This window comes from bacterium, assembly GCA_035703895.1.
In the GTDB taxonomy this organism is placed as follows: Bacteria; Sysuimicrobiota; Sysuimicrobiia; order Sysuimicrobiales; family Segetimicrobiaceae; genus Segetimicrobium.
In genome coordinates this window covers 1-15,309 of record DASSXJ010000012.1, presented here as the reverse complement: position 1 = coordinate 15,309, position 15,309 = coordinate 1, and the positions used below count along the sequence as shown (strand labels likewise).

The following is a 15,309-nucleotide window of genomic DNA, read 5'->3' as shown; positions in this document are numbered from 1 at the left end:
GACGAAGTGCTGGGAAAATGGATCGGCCTGAGCTTCCGTCTTGCCCCGGTCCACATAGGCAGGGCCCAACACCTGGCGCCGGATGCGCGCCCCCTCCTGAATGCGCTCTGCTTCGGTCCATTGGCTCATGATGCTTCCCCCTTCCCCAGTCTCTTGCGATACGCGATGCATCGGCACTGGTAGAACGCGCTCGAGCCCCCGCCGTCACCGACCCCACTGATCACCTACCGCCGCAGCTCGCGCGGTCGCCGCCCGCTGCGCCCATCCGAGGAGGGCGTCGGCGGCAATCGCCAGGAGCGCGACGGGGATCGAGCCCGCGAGCAGGCGGTTCAAGTCGACCATCGCGAGCCCCTGATAGATGAGTTCGCCGAGGCCCCCGGAGCCGATCAGCGCGGCAATCGTGGCGAGGCTGATGCTCACGACCGTCGCGCTCCGAATCCCGGCCATGATCACGGGAAACGCCAGCGGGAACTCGATCATGACCAGCACCTGCCACCCGCGCATACCCATGCCCCGACTGGCCTCGACGATCGCCCGGTCAACGCTCGAGACCCCGGCGTAGGTGTTGTTGAGGATGGGCAGCGTCCCCCGGAGCACGAGGGCGAATATGGTGGGCGCCTGGCCGATGCCGAGAAACGGAATCACCAGACCGAGCACCGCGAGGCTGGGGATCGCCTGCCCGAGGTTGGCGGCCCCGACCACGACCGCGGCGAGATCCCGCCGGCGGCTCACCAGGACGCCGAGCGCGATCCCGATGATCGTGGAGAGGAGGACGGCGACGGCGACGATCTCGAGATGACGGATCCCCAGCTTGAGGATCATCCATCGAAATGACAGGATGGCCCCGACCGTGTCCATTAGGATGTGGCGCGCCGGACGTCGGCCCACGGCCTCAGTCCCCGTTCAACAGCCGCCAGCGCCGCATCGGTGGCGATCGCCAGCAGCGAGACGGGGATCGCGCCGGCCAGGATCAGGACGCTGTCGACTCTGGAGATCCCCTGGAAGATCAGCGTGCCGAGCCCGCCCGCCCCGATGTAGGAGGCGATCGCCGCGATCCCGATGCTCATCACCGCGGTCGTCCGGATACCCGCCATCACGACCGGGAGAGCCAGAGGCAGCTCAATGAGGAGCAACAGCTGCCAGCCGCGCATGCCCATCCCCCGGCCGGCCTCGAGGGACGCGGGATCGACCTCAAGGATCCCCACGTAGGTATTGCGGATGAGCACCAACTGCGCGTACAGGATCAGCGCCAGCAGGGCCGGGCGAACGCCGATGCCCATCATCGGGATGAGGAACCCGAAGAGCGCGAGACTGGGAATCGTGTAGAAGACCCCCGCGATCCCAATCACCGGTCCCGCGAGCAGCCTGACCCGGCTGAGCAGGATGCCGCAGGCGACGCCAATGACGGTCGAGATCGCGACGGCGAGAAACGCCAGCCAGAGATGCTGAAGGGTCAGCGTGAGAATCTCATGCAGGTGCCGCTGCATGTAGATCAGCAGGTCCACGGGATGGTCCGCTCCTCTGCCGGCGCCGCTGTGAGCCTTGCGAAGGCACCCATCGTGACCGCCCCCACGAGCCCGCCCCGTTCGTCCAGCACGGGCAGCCAGGCGACGCCCTCGACGAGCATCGTCGCCATCGCTTCGTGCAGGCTCTGATCTTCAGAGGTGGTGGGAAAGGGACGAACTCTGAGCCTCCCCACAGGCCCGGCCCGCCCCTCCAGATCCTGGAACGTGAGCACGCCGCGAAACGTCCCATCGGATCCGACCACGGCGAGCGTGTCGGACCAGGCGTCCCGCATCATCCGCCGGGTGATCTCGATGTCGTCGTGTGCGGCGGCTTTGGCGACTCGGCGCTCCACGAGATCCCGCACACGGGCCAGCTTCAAAAGCTTCATCCCTCGATCCCGGCCGACGAACTGCCGGACGAACTCGTCTGCCGGCCGGCGCAGGACATCGGCCGGAGGCGCAAGCTGCACGATCCGGCCCGACCGCATCACCGCGATCCGGTCGCCCAGGCGGACCGCCTCGTCGACATCATGCGTGATGAAGAGAATGGTCTTTCGCACGCGGGTCCGCAGCCTGAGAAACTCGTCCTGCAGCTGGGCGCGGGTCACCGGGTCGAGGGCGCCGAACGGCTCGTCCATCAGGATCACGGGCGGGTCGGCGGCCATTGCCCGCGCCACGCCGACGCGCTGCCGTTGCCCGCCGCTGAGCTGGTGGGGACGCTTCGTCGCGAACTCGCCGGGCGGAAGCCCGACCAGGTCAAGCAACTCGCGGGCGCGCGTGAGGATGCGGGCTCTCGGCCACCCCACCAATCGCGGGACGAGCCCCACGTTCTCGATGACTGTCATGTGCGGCAGGAGACCGACCTCTTGGATCACGTATCCGATGCCGCGCCGCAGGGCGATCGGATCCCGGGTCGCGATGTCGTGCCCGGCGACGAAGATCCGGCCGGACGTGGGACGCAGCAGTTGATTGGTCAGCTTCAGCGTGGTCGTCTTCCCGCAGCCAGAGGGCCCGACGAACACCACGCACTCGCCCTCGCCGATGGTGAAGGTGAGCCCGTCGACCGCACGCGCGCCGCCGGGATAGACCTTCACCACGTCTTCGAACCGAATCATGGCCAACGTCGGTTCTACGTGCTCTCGGCTTCACCCTCTGCGATCATACACAGAGGACCCTCCCCACCGTCCGCGAAGCGGTCCACGGTGAGTATGCTTACGGATCACGATCCGCTGACCCAGGCGGCTCGAGCGTGGCTGGCGGCGCTACAGCGTTGCGTGCGGGCGGTCGACTACGAGTCGGCGCGATCGTTGTTCGCGCCTGAAGTACAGGCCTTTGGCACGTATGCCGCGATCGTCGACGGCCGGGATGCGCTAGAGCGCGACCAGTGGCAGCACATCTGGCCCACGATCCGGGAGTTCACATTTAGGCTGGCGGAGGTCCGCTGCGTGGGGAACGGCACACTGCTCGGGGTGGTCGTGCCGTGGGACTCGGTCGGCGTCAGGCCGGACGGCACGACCGTGCCACGGCCTGGGAGGGCGACGGTGATCCTGGTCCCGCGCGACGAACGGTGGGTGGCCGTCCACTCTCACTTCTCGGCGGCGCCGGCGACCCGGTAGTCAAAGCGCCGACCGACCGCGCAACCCGGCGGATTATCGAACCGAGAGCGCCCCGAGCTTCGGGTTGGGGCGGAACGTCTCCAAGATGTGCGAGATCGTGGCAAAGTGTTTCCGAATCGAGTCCGGCTCGTTCAGCGTGCCGCCGACCACAAGGAAGCCCGTCCGCCCCACATTGAAGTACGCCATCACCATGTAGAGCGCGTAGTCGGTCTGGTGCATGATGAAGTAGAGGTAGTGGGCGTCGCGTCCGGCGATCGTCGCCCGGCCATCCTGCGTGACCTCCCACCCGGAGGGGATCTCGCCTTTCACGACCTCGGCGAACGCGGTAGGGGATACCCGCTCCGGAAGGTCCACCGCCGCCACGGCGAGGATCGCCGGCATACCGCCGTCGCCGCCTTCGCTCTGCGCGGCAAGCGTGGAGACGACATTCCGTCCCACGTCGCTGGTGCGCAGTCCCTTGAATACCACATCGCTCATCCGGCTGTTTGCCACACGCCAGTCCGAGGGGATGCTGATCGAGAAGAGCCCCTTGGGGTCGGACACCGGAAGCAATGCCGACTGGGCGCCCGCGGGCGCGAGAGAGGCCGCCATCAAGACCACGGCGGAGAGGATACAGCGCAGTGGTGGTATGCTCATCGTACCCACCATAGTGCCCTTTGTTGGTTCCCCGTAGACGATGACGGGGTCACCAGGAGTCGATCCCGTCGCGGCGAATACAGTGCGGTGCTCTGACGACCGTCGGGGCTCCCCGGCACCCGCCGACGCCTGGGGGCCCCGATCGGTTTCCTGTGGCGGCGCGCTCTACCCGATGGGGGGCCGCTTCGCCGCCCAGGGGGCGATCGTCTCAAACGCGGCCGCAGCCCGCAGCACGAGCGCGTCCGCAAACCGCGGCCCGATGATCTGGAGTCCAACCGGAAGCCCGTCGGCCGTCCACCCACAGGGCACCGATGCCGCGGGAAACCCCGTCATATTAATGGGATAGGTGAAGGCGAACCACCCCGATGGGCTGACCCTCCGCCCCCCGATCTCCTCGTAATGGTTGACGCCGATCGGAAGCGGCGGCGCGGCCAGCGTCGGCGTGAGCAGCAGGTCGTGCTGCGCGAAGAACTTGACGAAGGCGTCGCTGAGCGTCCGGCGCCGGTTGGCGGCGGTCACATAATCGACCGCGGACCACTTCATGCCCTCCTCGATCATCCAGACAAGTCCGGGGTCCATCCGGCCGCGCCATTCGGCAAGCTTCGCGCCTAGCCTCGCCGCGATCGAGCCGGAGAACAGCACGTGAAACGGCGTCTCCGGACTCTCGAATTCGGGCCTCGCTTCCTCCACGCGGCAGCCGGCTTCCGCGAAGCGCATCGCTGCCGCCTCTGCAATCCGGCGGACCTCAGGATCGACCGGTGCGTACCCCCAGTCAGACGTCCACCCCAGACGCAGTCCCTGCACGGAGCGCGCCAGTTCGGCCACATAGTCCGTTCCGTCGGCGGGCAGCGAACTGAGGTCGCGGGCGTCCGGTCCTGCGATCGCGTTCATCATCAGAGCGGCGTCGCGTACCGTCCGGGCCATGGGGCCCGTGTGCGCGAGCGTCTCGAGCCCCCCGTAGGTGGGAGCAGCCGCGACGCGGCCGAGGGTGGGCTTCAACCCAACGAGGCCGCAGCAGCTGCACGGGATCCGAATTGAGCCGCCGCCGTCGGTCCCGACCGCAAGCGGCCCGAGCCCTGCGGCCACCGCGGCGGCGCCGCCGCCGCTCGATCCTCCCGGCGTGTGCGCGAGACTCCAGGGATTGCGGGTCGGCCCGAATACCGGATTGTCCGTGACTCCCTTGAATCCGAACTCGGGGGTGTTGGTCTTGCCGAGGACGATTGCCCCGGCCTGTTTCAATCGCACGACCACCGGCGCGTCCTCGTCCGGCACGAACTGCTCGAACATCTTCGATCCCCAGGTCGTCCGGACGCCTTTGGTCATCACCAGGTCTTTGACGGAGACGGGCACGCCGTGGAGGAGGCCCAATGCGCCACCCCGCATCACGGCGGCCTCCGCCTGCTTGGCGGCGGCGCGCGCCCCCTCGTGCGTGATGGTGCAGAAGGCGTTCAGCGCGGGGTTGAGGCGGTCGATCCGCGCAAGAACGGCGTCCACAAGTTCGACGGGCGAGAGCGTCTTGGCCCGAATCGATGCCGCCAGCTCCGTCGCCGGCGTGAAGCCCAGATCATTGGTCGCCATCATCCACCTCTCTGTGAACATGTGTCGTCGCCCGCGCGCAGGTCAGTGATCGACCGGACGATGCGATCCGGCCGCGCGGCGGACTCCGCCGGCAACCCCTGCCCCCGTCCGTCAATCCAGATCCCGTAGATGCCGAGCCGCTGGGGCCCGACCACATCCCATTCCAAATTATCCCCGACGCTCCAGGCCTCCTCGGGGCGGCAACCCAGCGCCGCGAGGGCGATCGTGTAGACCCGCGAGTGGGGCTTTCCCACGCCCAACTCGCCCTCGATGAGGACTCGGTCGAAGTACCGGTCGAGGCCGAATCGGTCGATCTTCCTGCGCTGGTCCGCCGCGGTGCCGTTCGTCATCATCGCGAGCCGCACGCCCCCGGCCCGGAGGTGGTCGAGCGTCTCGAGCGCGCCTGGAAAAACGCAGAACCGCTCTTCCCTGAGCTCGCGGTATCGATCCGCCAGCGCCTTCGCCAGGTCGAGACGATCGATGCCCAACTCCACAAGGGCCGCGTGTGTGGTCTCCCGGCACGCCGCCAGGAGATCCATCCGTCCCCGCAGATGCCGCTCGGGATCCGTCCAAAACCAGCGCTCCGTCCTGGTGATCGCTTCGATGAACGCCGTCCACTCGAGCCCGCCGAGCCGCCCGGCCGCTTCCGCGAACGCCTCCCCCCAGCAGAGTTCTCGGGCGCCGCTCGAATTGAGAATCGTGTCGTCCATGTCGCAGAGCAGGCCTTTGGGGAGTGGCGGTACGGGCACCGATGTGGACTCCTTGGGCCGTGGACGCTGCATCCGCCCGGCTGACGGATTGGTTCCGCGCGGGCCCGTCGTCTTCCTCGACACGCCACCACCGCTTCCGGATAATTCCGTATACGGATCCCTGGAATTATCACGCAGCATGCGCCTACGTTATGCTCCAAATGCGCCGATGCGCGCATCAAGAACCGGGGAGGAAAATTCATCCCTTCGGACGATTCTGCGTCACGAAATAGGATCTGCAGCCACTACGTGACAGAAAGGAGCACGGGAATGCACCGACAGGACTTCGCCGATCTCTATGATGCCCGGCACGTGTATGCTACCCATAGGTGGCGTTGGGCTGTGCCACCGCACGTTCCGGAGGGGTGCGATGGGTCGAGTCACGGTGCAGTTTCTGGGGAGCGGGGACGCGTTTGGAAGCGGAGGACGCTTCCAGACATGCTTTTTGGTCCGATCGGAGCCCACCCGGTTTCTGATCGACTGCGGCGCATCGTCGCTGATTGCCATGAAGCGCTTCGGCGTGGACCCGGGGGAGCTGGATACGATCCTGGTCTCCCACCTGCACGGAGATCACTTCGCTGGGGTGCCGTTCGTCGTCATCGATCAGAACCTGCTCGCGAAACGCACGCGGCCCCTGGTGGTCGCGGGGCCTCCAGGAACGAAGCAGAGGGTGATCGAGGCGATGGAGATCTTGTTCCCAGAATCCTCCCGGGTTCAGTACAGGTTCCCCCTCGAGATCGTGGAGCTAGAGCCGGAGCGCCCCCGGGCGTTGGGGGCGGTGACGGTGACCCCGTACGTCGTGCAGCATCCTTGCGGAGCCCCACCGTTGGCGCTGCGGATCGAGTGCGACGGGAGGGTCATCGCCTACTCCGGAGACACCGTGTGGACCCCGACGCTGATCGATGCGGCCAGTGGGGCGGATCTCTTCATCGCGGAAGCGTACACCTCCCACCCAAAGTCGAGGATCCATATGGACCTCGCGACCCTCGTCTCCCACCTGGGAGAAATTTCGGCGAAGCGGGTCATCCTCACGCACATGAGTGCCGAGATGCTGGCGAGGTCGGGAGCGCTTCCGTACGAATGGGCCGAAGATGGGAAGAGCGTCGACCTCTGATGCGGGCCGCCGAAAACTTCACGTGCTCTGTCGGAAATCTGCGGGACATCTTCCGCAAAAGTTCTCCTTCGCACAACATCCGTTCGACCTCTCATCCGAATAGTCGGAACCCCTCATCCGAACATTCCGGGGAATAACCATAATGAACCGAGGGCGTCCGGCCCAAGAAGGGAACTATGGAGAGTGTACTCGGCGATGCATTGATGGCCTGGCCGGGCCGTCACCGCCGGTCAGGGAGGTGAGGACTCATGACAATGGATCAGATCGTCGGCAACATGACGTCTATCCGCAGGCGTCTGCGGAACATTAATACAGAGTACGACGTGTTGGAGAACCAAGTGGAGGCGAAGAACGTGGTCCAGGCCGCGCTCTCCGAGATGACCGCGCTCCACAACCTGCTGCCGAACCAGCTCCGGAAGAAGAGTTGGGTGTTCCTAAGCCTGGAGCGCGGCCGCACGCACTATCGGTCGTCCGGGTGGAAATAGCACGGCATGTTGAAGCTTGAGGAACGTTCCGCTCCGCGTCTGCCGGTGGCTGCCGGCGTGAGCCTGGCGCTGCTCTTCTCCGCGCTCGCGTTCCATTTGCTCTTCTTTCGCCGCGCCAAGCGCGGGCTCGGCTTCTAACCCCTCTCGCCGCTCGTTCCCTCCGGGGGCGCCCCACTGGGGTGCCCCCTCCCTCGTTTCGAGCGCCCGCCGCGCGTCGCAAGAGGACCGCCCGCGCCGCCATCGAACCTCGCCTGCGGTCGCACCCGCGTCGCCGGATGCGACGGGGGAGGGAGCGTGTTGTCGCAGCCGAGGTCGCACCATCTCCGCCTGATCAGCCGCACCGAGTACGGGCCCGGGGGCGCGGGGCAGGTCATCGTCGACCGGGGGTATGTGTATGTCGCACCGATGCGCGATGCCGGCGCAACCATCATCGACGTCCGGGATCCCCGGTCGCCGAAGGTCATGGCTCAACTGGCGGCGCCCCCGAATACGCACTGCCACAAGGTTCAGGTCTCGAACGGCCTGATGGTCGTCAACCACGAGCGGCAACCCGGGTACGACGGGACGGAGTTCAGCGCCGGGATCGCGATCTACGATGTCGAGCGGCCGGCCGCCCCGCGGGAGCTGGCCGTCTTTGACACCGGAGGTCCGGGCGTACATCGATTCTGGTTCGTCGATGGACGGTACGCCCACTTGTCGGCGGGGGCGGAGGGCTTCACCGATCAGATCTACCGGATCATCGACCTCCGGCGGCCCGACCATCCCGAAGAAGCCGGGCGCTGGTGGATCCCCGGCCAGTGGACGGCCGGCGGAGAGCGGCCCGCGTGGCCGTCCGGCTGGACCGTCCGTGTACACGGCGCGCCCTTCATCGCCGGGAACCGGTGTGTGGTCGGATGCGTGGATTGGGGGTGGGTGATCCTGGACATCAGCGCGCCGGGACGGCCGCGCCTGGTCACCCACCACACCTTCTTTCCCCCCTTCGGGGACATGCTCCACACCGCGATGCCGCTCCCGGGCCGGCGTCTCGTCGTGTGTACGCAGGAGGCGCTCCGAAAGCACCGCGAAGGGCGCGACCGCGAGAAATATCTCTGGATCGTTGACACGCGGGAGGAGCGCAACCCCGTCCCGGTGGCTGCGTTCCGCGTGGACCCGGAGGGCATCGCGCATCCCGAGTTCAGGTTCGGCCCGCACAACATTCATGAAAACCGGCCGGGGGGGCTCCAGCGCGAGGATCGGATCTATCTGACCTACTTTGCGGGCGGCCTTCGGGTCGTCGATATCAAGGATCCCTTCCGGCCGGCCGAGGTGGCGTGGTACGTACCGGACATCCCAGGCACGGTGGCGCAGTCCAACGATGTGTACGTGGATGCCGACGGGCTGATCTACCTCGTCGATCGGTTCGACGGCAGCCTCGAGATCCTCGAACTGGACGGCGTGTAGGCGCTCACGCGCCGCGCGTTCCCGGCCGCCGCGGTGGCTGCGTCGCGTATTCGACCGCGCGGCCGCACGCCAGCAGACCGGCGCTCGCCACCGTGATCGCGTACAAGAGCCGCAGGCCCCCCAGCCAGGCGTTCGCGCCGAGGGCCGCGCTGTGCCAGGCCGCAAGCAGGAACCCCGGATACGCCAGCGCGTGCAGACCGCGCCAGGGGACCGGCGCGAGACGCTGCCGCAGATAAAACGAGCCGACGGCGACGCCGGCCGCGTACAGCGCCGCGACGCCCAGGGACAATCCGAGCGGCTCGCCGCGCTCGGGGCCGACGAACAGGAGCCAGTCGAGGCGCTCCCCCTGCGGGGAGATCATGCTGGCGGCCGCGTGGACGAACGAGGCAAACAGCGCCCCCAGGGAGAGGATCTCGTGCGGCCGCCCCGCCCGGGTCAGGACGGGCACACGCGCCCTCAAGAAGGATGACGAGAGCGCCGTGCCCGTGACGACGCTCGCGTAGAGGAGCAGGTAGGCGGCGATCCCCCACAGGGACACCCTCATGGCCGCGGGCCCCATTCGCGCCGGGCGAGGCCACTCCCCTTCGCCGGCCCCCCGCGGCCCGCTCCCCGGCAGGAAACGCTTGGTCCCCCGGGCAAGGAACGGGGGAATGTCAGCTGATGATGTGGATGCGTCGGATGGCGCGATACGTGGTGGGGCGTGCGGCCGACCTTCCGCCGGGAAGCCGGAGGATCGTGACGGCCGGGAGCCGTTCGATCGGAGTGTTCAATATCCGGGGGCGGTTCTACGCGCTGCGCAACCGGTGCCCCCACCAAGGTGCCCCGCTGTGCCTGGGAAAGATCAAGGGCACAACGCTGCCCGGCAGGCCCTATGAATATCTCTACGGCCGCGAGGACGAGATCATCCAATGCCCGTGGCACGGATGGGAGTTTGAGATCGCAACGGGCCGCACGCACTTCAACCCCCACAAGATGCGCGCCAAGACGTTTGAGGTCACTGTCGGCAGGGCCGGCGAGCAGGACGTAATCCTCGAAACATTCCCGGTCACGACCGAGGACGGCCTCGTGATCCTACACGCGTGAGGAGGGAGTCATGCCGATCATCGATTGCGACGTTCACAACCGGTTCAAGGACGGCAAGCTGAGCCAGCTCCTCCCCTACCTGCCCCGTGCCTACCAGGAGGATGTCAAGGAATGGGGGATCCGTCTCGCAGGCGTCGGCTATCCAAACGGAGGCGATCGCGGGTATCGGGGCGATGCGTGGCCGGCGGACGGCTTTGCCGGGTCCGACATCGCGTTGATGCGCGAGCAGCTCCTCGACCGCTATGACGTGGAGTACGCGATTCTGCTCGGCCAGGAGCTGCGACCGCTCGGCACCTTGCCGGACGCGGACTACGCCGCGGCGATCGCCCGCGCGTACAACGACTTCCTCCTCGAGCACTGGCTCGCCGCCGACCCCCGCCTCAAGGGCGCGATGCTGATCGCGACCCAGGACATTCCCCAGGCCGTCAAGGAGATCGAACGCGTCGGCCCGCACCCCGACATCGTGCAGGTGCTGGTCAGCAACGGCGCGCGCCTGCCCTATGGCAACCGGTTCTACCATCCCATCTTCGAATCGTGCCAGGCGCTCAACCTTCCGTTCGCCCTGCACACGGGCAGCGAAGGCGTCGGGATCAACGGCCAGCCCTCCGTCGCTGGGTACGGCTCGTACTATGTCGAAAACCGGCAGGTCCGGCCCCAAGGATACATGACGCACCTGACCAGCATGATTTTCGAGGGCGTCTTCGAGAAGTTCCCCACCCTCAAGGTCGTCTTTGTCGAAGGGGGGTACGCGTGGCTGGCGCCCTTCCTCTGGCGGCTCGACGCCGACTGGCGCGGCTTGCGCCATCAGACCCCATGGGTCTTGAGGCCGCCGAGCGAGTACGTCTGGGAGCACGTCCGCTTCACGTCACAGCCCCTCGAGGAGCCGGACCAGCCCTCGGATCTGCTTGAGGTGTTCAAGTGGAACCGCGCCGAGCGGACGCTGATGTTCGCGTCGGACTATCCGCACTGGGATTTCGATTCGCCGGCCGATGCGTTCCCTCGGCTGCCCGATGACCTCCGGCGGCGGATCTTCCACGAGACGGCACGCGAGGTGTACGGGCTGCCGGCCCGGTCGGGAGCGGTGACGGCATAGCGGCTCGGCGGCCGCCAGCGAATCAAGGGGCGGACAGCGTCCGGCAGTACCGCTCCACCTGCCCCGCCCCGGCCTCCAGATTTCGTGCGCGGAGGAGCCGGGCCAGGTTCCCGCACCCGGCCAGGCGGGCGTCGTAGTCACGCGAGCCTAATTGGACGGCGGCCCTGACCGATTGATCGAGCGTCACGATATCGGGAGCGGGAACGATCACGTACGGCGACTCCGTGGGGGTGACCTTAGCCAGGGCGTCCCACTGCCGCCGGTCCTGATCGGTCTCGCCGACCCCGATCGTGATGGCCAGCAACCGGCCGCCGAGGCGCGCCGTCAACGTGCGGACGCCCTCCATGATCGCGTCGAGCGCCTTGAGCGTGTTCTCGGGCCGCGCGCCGGCGCACGTGTCCAGGCCGGCCGCGATGCTGACCAGGGCGAAGGATGCGTGCTGCGCGGCGCGCGCCGCATACGGACGGAAAAGCGCGAGGCCTTTCAACATCGCGGTGGCCACCGGTGCGTCGGCCGCCCCCGGCTGCAGCAGATAGAGGACGCTCTTCGCCTCGTTCAGGTCGAGCGGCTGGATGGGATAGGGCACCTGGACATTCTGATAGCAGACCGGATGGGACTGGTCCTCCCCAAACGTGCCGACGCCGAGGTATCCCCTTCCGGGATCGATGTTGGAGAGGCCGTCGATCAGGTCGTTCTTAACGTCCTCCAGGACGGTGCCGGTGGGGGTCACCCGAGCCATGCGGTGGGAGGTTTCCACCATGTAGACGATAAAATGCTGCGGCTGGTCGACGACGAGCGAGGCTTCCGCCTTGCCGGCGCTTCGGATCGAGGCGTTTTCGACCTCGACCGCGACCCGCACGATCGTGCTGGGGGCACTGGGCAGATCCTTGCCGGTGAAGGCAAACGTGCAGCGGTCGGAACTGGCGAACTCGCCCCCGACCGTCCAGCGGCACCGGTCGTCGGCGCGGGGCGCGCGGCCATCGACGCGGACGCTGAACTCCGCCTTCTGCCCCTGGATGATTCGGGCCTTGTCCGAGATGATCTCGACGACCGGCGCGTAGCTGATGGTGATGGTCTGGTTGGGAGTCGCTCCCAGCAGCCGATCACCGTCGAACACCTTCGCCGCGACCGGGACGCGGCGTGTGGGCCAGTCCGGCTCCACGAAGTGAAGCGGCGCCATCCGCTCGGTGTCGCACGAGTTCTCCGTGCCCCACTCCGCCGCGGGCCCCTGCCACTCGCAACGGTATCGGCTTGCGACGCCGTTGTCCACCATGACGGTAACGTGGAACGGCTGGTGGGCCGCCACCGTCAGCGGCATGATCGTCAGCGCGATGCTCGGCGGGGCCCATCGATGCAGCTGCACCCATGCCCGCAGCACGGCCAGCGCGTCCCCGCCGTGAAGCGTGGTCGTCGCCGCGGCCAGCGCGAGCGCCGCGCCCGAGACCCACATCCGCGACCGCTCGGTGTAGCACGGGACGGTCTCGCTGCCACCGGAGAGCGCGGCGACCGGCGCGGCGGTGCGGCAGGTCCACACGTGCCACACCAAATCCGCGGCCGTCGCGAGGACCAAGAGGTACAACGCCAGCAGCACGACCGCGCGCGGGAATCCGCCCATGTCCCTCGCGGCGAAGTGCAGGACGGCAGCGGCCGCCGCTCCCAATGCGAGGCCGCGCACCCACAGCGGGAGCACCAGGGGCGGCCTGACATTCTTGGTTTGACGACCGCGCATCTCCACGTATCCCACCGCCCGAGCCCCTCCCCCGCCCGGCGGAAGTGGGGGAACACACTCTTCCAAGAGCGCGGGGCAGGCTCCTGCCGGTCGGACCCGTGGGTCCGAACCGCACTGGTCAGCGCGGGCGCCCGGACCGCACCTGGGGGTTGAGCACCCGCACGGGATTCCCGGTGAGGAACGCCCGCACATCCTCGACGGCGTCCCTGTAGAATACCTGGTAATTCTCGAGCGTCACGTAGCCGAGGTGCGGGGTGATGACCGTGTTCTCCAGATGCCGGAATGGGTGGTCCGGCGGCAGCGGCTCCTCGTCGAACACGTCAAGCGCGGCCCCCGCGATCGTGCGCTGCTCGAGCGCGGCGATCAGCGCCCGCTCGTCAACAATAGGGCCGCGCGAGGTGTTGACCAGCAGCGCGGTGGCTTTCATCGATCCGAGCTCTTCCGCCCCCAGCAGGCCTCGGGTGCGCTCGCTCAACTGCAGGTGGATCGTCACGACATCTGATTGAGCGAGCAGGCCGTCTTTCGCGGCGAGGGTCGCGCCGCACACCGCGGCCCGCTCGGCGGTGAGGTTCTGGCTCCAGCCGATGACCGACATCCCGAAGGCTCGCCCGATGGTCGCCACCTGCGAGCCCAACCGGCCGAGGCCGATCACGCCGAGAATCTTTCCCCGGAGGCCCACGCCCACGGATGTCTGCCAGCGTCCTTGGCGCGTGATCCGGTCCTCATGCGGGATGCGGCGCGCCCAGGCCAGGATCAGGCCCCAGGTCAGTTCCGCGGTCGGGTATCCCAACCCCTCGGTGCCGCATACCGTGAGCCCCTGCTCCGTCGCTGCTCCCATATCGATGGAGGCGTTCCGCATCCCCGTGGTCACCAGCAGCCGCAGCCGGGGGAGCCGGTCAAGCAGGGATTTCGAAAACGGGGTGCGCTCGCGCATCGCGACGATCACGTCGAATGGCTCGAGACGGTCGATGAGCGCGCGTTCGTCGGTCAGGTGATCGCGAAACGCGTGGACGCGAACATCTCCACCGAGCGACGCCCAATCCGCCGTGCTGAGGGCGACGCCCTGGTAGTCGTCGAGGATCGCGACGTTGGTCGATGGACGCATCCCGATCCCCCCCTTCCGCTACGCCATCTCTCTGCAGCGTATGAGATTGAGGGCCTGGAGGCTCATCACGACGTCGCCGTCTTGATTCAACGCCTCGACGTGTGAACGTACGATCCCGCGATCAGGCTTCGACTGGGAGCGGCGGGCGCCCAGCACAGAGACGCGGACGCGTAACGTGTCGCCGGGCCGAACCGGCCGGGTCCAACGCAGCTCATCCACGCCGGGAGAGCCCAAGCTGGCGACGCTGGACAGGTAGTGGTCTACGACGAGGCGCATCGTCAGGCTCGCCGTGTGCCATCCGCTCGCGATCAACCCTCCAAAGGGCCCGCGCGCTGCGGCGTCGGGATTGATGTGGAAGGGCTGTGGGTCGAACCGCCGCGCAAACTCGATCACGTCCGCTTGATCCACAGTAATCGTTCCATATTCAAACACAGCACCGGGCACGTAGTCCTCGAAGTAGCGTTTGTCGATGGGGGCGGGAAAGTCTCTCATACTCATCGATGTACCATTCGAGAGGGTCGCACCGTCGACCTCGGCACCAACCGGCAGTCTCGAAGCGCCGCTGAGCGTAGCACGTACGGCAGGAGGGCTTCGGCGGACCGGGACGTATTGCTCCCCAAAGATGGGGGGAAGGGAGATTCCGGCCTATGCGTATCATGGTCGTCTTGACGCTGCTGGCCCTGCTGCTCTCCGGCAGCCCGGCGTTCTCGGCCGCTCCGGGTCAGGATCTGATCATCGCCAACGAGGCCGATGTGACTCTCTTCGACCCGATCCGGATCCAGGAAGCTCCGACGAGCTTCGTGGCCGGATTCATCTACGATCAGCTTGTGCAGCGGGCCGATGACGGCCACGTCGTCCCCTCGCTCGCAGAACGCTGGAAACTCTCCCCCGACCGCCGCGTGTGGACGTTCATCCTGCGAAAGGGTGTCCGGTTCCAGGATGGCTCGGAGCTCGACGCCTCGGTGGTGGAGTGGGCGTTCAAGCGCGCGCTCGATCCACAGGAGCCCAGCCAGTTTCGAGGACAGTTCTCGATCGTTCAAAAGATCGCCGTACTGGACAAGTCCACCATTGCGTTCACCTTGAAAGACCCCAATGTCGCGTTTCTGGACTATGTGATGCTCACGAACGGCGCGTTCATTCCGAGCAAGCGGGCGTTCGAGACGCTCGGCAAGGACT

General features: G+C 67.1%; 18 protein-coding genes. 8 read left to right on the top strand and 10 right to left on the bottom strand.

Features of this window, described 5'->3' with window-relative positions:
• Positions 1 to 204: 204 nt before the first annotated feature.
• The 3 genes from VFP86_00930 to VFP86_00920 are packed head-to-tail and all read right to left on the bottom strand — an operon-like array spanning position 205 to position 2,620.
• Complete coding sequence (locus tag VFP86_00930) at positions 205 to 858, bottom strand: ABC transporter permease (protein HET8998188.1); 654 nt, start codon at positions 856 to 858, stop codon at positions 205 to 207.
• The gene (locus VFP86_00925) at positions 858 to 1,505 is read right to left on the bottom strand and encodes an ABC transporter permease (protein HET8998187.1); all 648 of its coding nucleotides are present in this window, start codon (positions 1,503 to 1,505) and stop codon (positions 858 to 860) included. The genes VFP86_00930 and VFP86_00925 overlap by 1 nt, the downstream gene beginning before the upstream one ends.
• Positions 1,493 to 2,620: an ABC transporter ATP-binding protein gene (locus VFP86_00920; GenBank protein HET8998186.1), complete on the bottom strand. Its 1,128-nt coding sequence runs from the start codon at positions 2,618 to 2,620 to the stop codon at positions 1,493 to 1,495. Before VFP86_00920 ends, VFP86_00925 begins: the two co-directional genes overlap by 13 nt.
• 93 nt (positions 2,621 to 2,713) lie before the next feature.
• On the opposite strand from VFP86_00920, the gene VFP86_00915 reads away from it, so the two are divergent.
• Complete coding sequence (locus tag VFP86_00915; protein ID HET8998185.1) at positions 2,714 to 3,121, top strand: nuclear transport factor 2 family protein; 408 nt, start codon at positions 2,714 to 2,716, stop codon at positions 3,119 to 3,121.
• Between the two features lie 33 nt (positions 3,122 to 3,154).
• Here VFP86_00915 and VFP86_00910 read toward each other — a convergent pair whose 3' ends face one another.
• From VFP86_00910 to VFP86_00900, 3 genes are all read right to left on the bottom strand, one after another.
• Positions 3,155 to 3,757, bottom strand: coding sequence for a hypothetical protein (locus VFP86_00910; GenBank protein ID HET8998184.1), 603 nt, complete (start codon positions 3,755 to 3,757; stop codon positions 3,155 to 3,157).
• A 165-nt stretch (positions 3,758 to 3,922) separates the two neighbouring features.
• On the bottom strand, positions 3,923 to 5,335 hold the full coding sequence (locus VFP86_00905; protein HET8998183.1) for an amidase: 1,413 nt from the start codon (positions 5,333 to 5,335) through the stop codon (positions 3,923 to 3,925).
• On the bottom strand, positions 5,335 to 6,084 hold the full coding sequence (locus VFP86_00900; protein HET8998182.1) for an HAD family hydrolase: 750 nt from the start codon (positions 6,082 to 6,084) through the stop codon (positions 5,335 to 5,337). Before VFP86_00900 ends, VFP86_00905 begins: the two co-directional genes overlap by 1 nt.
• A 370-nt stretch (positions 6,085 to 6,454) precedes the next feature.
• Here VFP86_00900 and VFP86_00895 point away from each other — a divergent pair, with 370 nt between their 5' ends.
• From VFP86_00895 to VFP86_00880, 4 genes are all read left to right on the top strand, one after another.
• On the top strand, positions 6,455 to 7,198 hold the full coding sequence (locus VFP86_00895; GenBank protein HET8998181.1) for an MBL fold metallo-hydrolase: 744 nt from the start codon (positions 6,455 to 6,457) through the stop codon (positions 7,196 to 7,198).
• Between the two features lie 248 nt (positions 7,199 to 7,446).
• Positions 7,447 to 7,683: a hypothetical protein gene (locus VFP86_00890; GenBank protein HET8998180.1), complete on the top strand. Its 237-nt coding sequence runs from the start codon at positions 7,447 to 7,449 to the stop codon at positions 7,681 to 7,683.
• 6 nt (positions 7,684 to 7,689) lie between these two features.
• Positions 7,690 to 7,821 (top strand): hypothetical protein, encoded by a 132-nt coding sequence (locus VFP86_00885; GenBank protein ID HET8998179.1) that lies wholly within the window; start codon positions 7,690 to 7,692, stop codon positions 7,819 to 7,821.
• Positions 7,822 to 7,980: 159 nt separating this feature from the next.
• The gene (locus VFP86_00880) at positions 7,981 to 9,123 is read left to right on the top strand and encodes a hypothetical protein (GenBank protein ID HET8998178.1); all 1,143 of its coding nucleotides are present in this window, start codon (positions 7,981 to 7,983) and stop codon (positions 9,121 to 9,123) included.
• A gap of 4 nt (positions 9,124 to 9,127) precedes the next feature.
• Here the strand turns inward: VFP86_00880 and VFP86_00875 are convergent, their stop codons facing one another.
• The gene (locus tag VFP86_00875; GenBank protein ID HET8998177.1) at positions 9,128 to 9,667 is read right to left on the bottom strand and encodes a hypothetical protein; all 540 of its coding nucleotides are present in this window, start codon (positions 9,665 to 9,667) and stop codon (positions 9,128 to 9,130) included.
• Between the two features lie 134 nt (positions 9,668 to 9,801).
• Between VFP86_00875 and VFP86_00870 the strand changes: the two genes are divergently transcribed.
• A complete protein-coding gene (locus VFP86_00870) occupies positions 9,802 to 10,206 on the top strand; it encodes a Rieske (2Fe-2S) protein (protein HET8998176.1) in 405 nt (134 codons plus the stop codon).
• A 10-nt stretch (positions 10,207 to 10,216) separates the two neighbouring features.
• Complete coding sequence (locus VFP86_00865; protein ID HET8998175.1) at positions 10,217 to 11,299, top strand: amidohydrolase family protein; 1,083 nt, start codon at positions 10,217 to 10,219, stop codon at positions 11,297 to 11,299.
• 22 nt (positions 11,300 to 11,321) lie between these two features.
• Here VFP86_00865 and VFP86_00860 read toward each other — a convergent pair whose 3' ends face one another.
• From VFP86_00860 to VFP86_00850, 3 genes are all read right to left on the bottom strand, one after another.
• Positions 11,322 to 13,043 (bottom strand): hypothetical protein, encoded by a 1,722-nt coding sequence (locus tag VFP86_00860; GenBank protein HET8998174.1) that lies wholly within the window; start codon positions 13,041 to 13,043, stop codon positions 11,322 to 11,324.
• A 103-nt stretch (positions 13,044 to 13,146) separates the two neighbouring features.
• Positions 13,147 to 14,133 (bottom strand): D-2-hydroxyacid dehydrogenase family protein, encoded by a 987-nt coding sequence (locus VFP86_00855; GenBank protein ID HET8998173.1) that lies wholly within the window; start codon positions 14,131 to 14,133, stop codon positions 13,147 to 13,149.
• An 18-nt stretch (positions 14,134 to 14,151) separates the two neighbouring features.
• On the bottom strand, positions 14,152 to 14,625 hold the full coding sequence (locus VFP86_00850; protein HET8998172.1) for a MaoC family dehydratase: 474 nt from the start codon (positions 14,623 to 14,625) through the stop codon (positions 14,152 to 14,154).
• Between the two features lie 155 nt (positions 14,626 to 14,780).
• Between VFP86_00850 and VFP86_00845 the strand changes: the two genes are divergently transcribed.
• The coding region (locus VFP86_00845) for an ABC transporter substrate-binding protein (protein ID HET8998171.1) at positions 14,781 to 15,309 on the top strand (529 nt) is incomplete at its 3' end.

What these genes read in the sequence shown, in the direction of transcription:
- VFP86_00895 (HET8998181.1), top strand. Translation starts at nt 6,455, where the DNA reads ATGGGTCGAGTCACGGTGCAGTTTCTGGGGAGCGGGGACGCGTTTGGA.
- VFP86_00870 (HET8998176.1), top strand. Translation starts at nt 9,802, where the DNA reads ATGGCGCGATACGTGGTGGGGCGTGCGGCCGACCTTCCGCCGGGAAGC.
- VFP86_00875 (HET8998177.1), bottom strand. Translation starts at nt 9,667, where the DNA reads ATGAGGGTGTCCCTGTGGGGGATCGCCGCCTACCTGCTCCTCTACGCG.
- VFP86_00905 (HET8998183.1), bottom strand. Translation starts at nt 5,335, where the DNA reads ATGGCGACCAATGATCTGGGCTTCACGCCGGCGACGGAGCTGGCGGCA.
- VFP86_00920 (HET8998186.1), bottom strand. Translation starts at nt 2,620, where the DNA reads ATGATTCGGTTCGAAGACGTGGTGAAGGTCTATCCCGGCGGCGCGCGT.
- VFP86_00850 (HET8998172.1), bottom strand. Translation starts at nt 14,625, where the DNA reads ATGAGAGACTTTCCCGCCCCCATCGACAAACGCTACTTCGAGGACTAC.
- VFP86_00910 (HET8998184.1), bottom strand. Translation starts at nt 3,757, where the DNA reads ATGAGCATACCACCACTGCGCTGTATCCTCTCCGCCGTGGTCTTGATG.
- VFP86_00885 (HET8998179.1), top strand. Translation starts at nt 7,690, where the DNA reads ATGTTGAAGCTTGAGGAACGTTCCGCTCCGCGTCTGCCGGTGGCTGCC.
- VFP86_00890 (HET8998180.1), top strand. Translation starts at nt 7,447, where the DNA reads ATGACAATGGATCAGATCGTCGGCAACATGACGTCTATCCGCAGGCGT.
- VFP86_00930 (HET8998188.1), bottom strand. Translation starts at nt 858, where the DNA reads ATGGACACGGTCGGGGCCATCCTGTCATTTCGATGGATGATCCTCAAG.
- VFP86_00915 (HET8998185.1), top strand. Translation starts at nt 2,714, where the DNA reads ATGCTTACGGATCACGATCCGCTGACCCAGGCGGCTCGAGCGTGGCTG.
- VFP86_00865 (HET8998175.1), top strand. Translation starts at nt 10,217, where the DNA reads ATGCCGATCATCGATTGCGACGTTCACAACCGGTTCAAGGACGGCAAG.
- VFP86_00855 (HET8998173.1), bottom strand. Translation starts at nt 14,133, where the DNA reads ATGCGTCCATCGACCAACGTCGCGATCCTCGACGACTACCAGGGCGTC.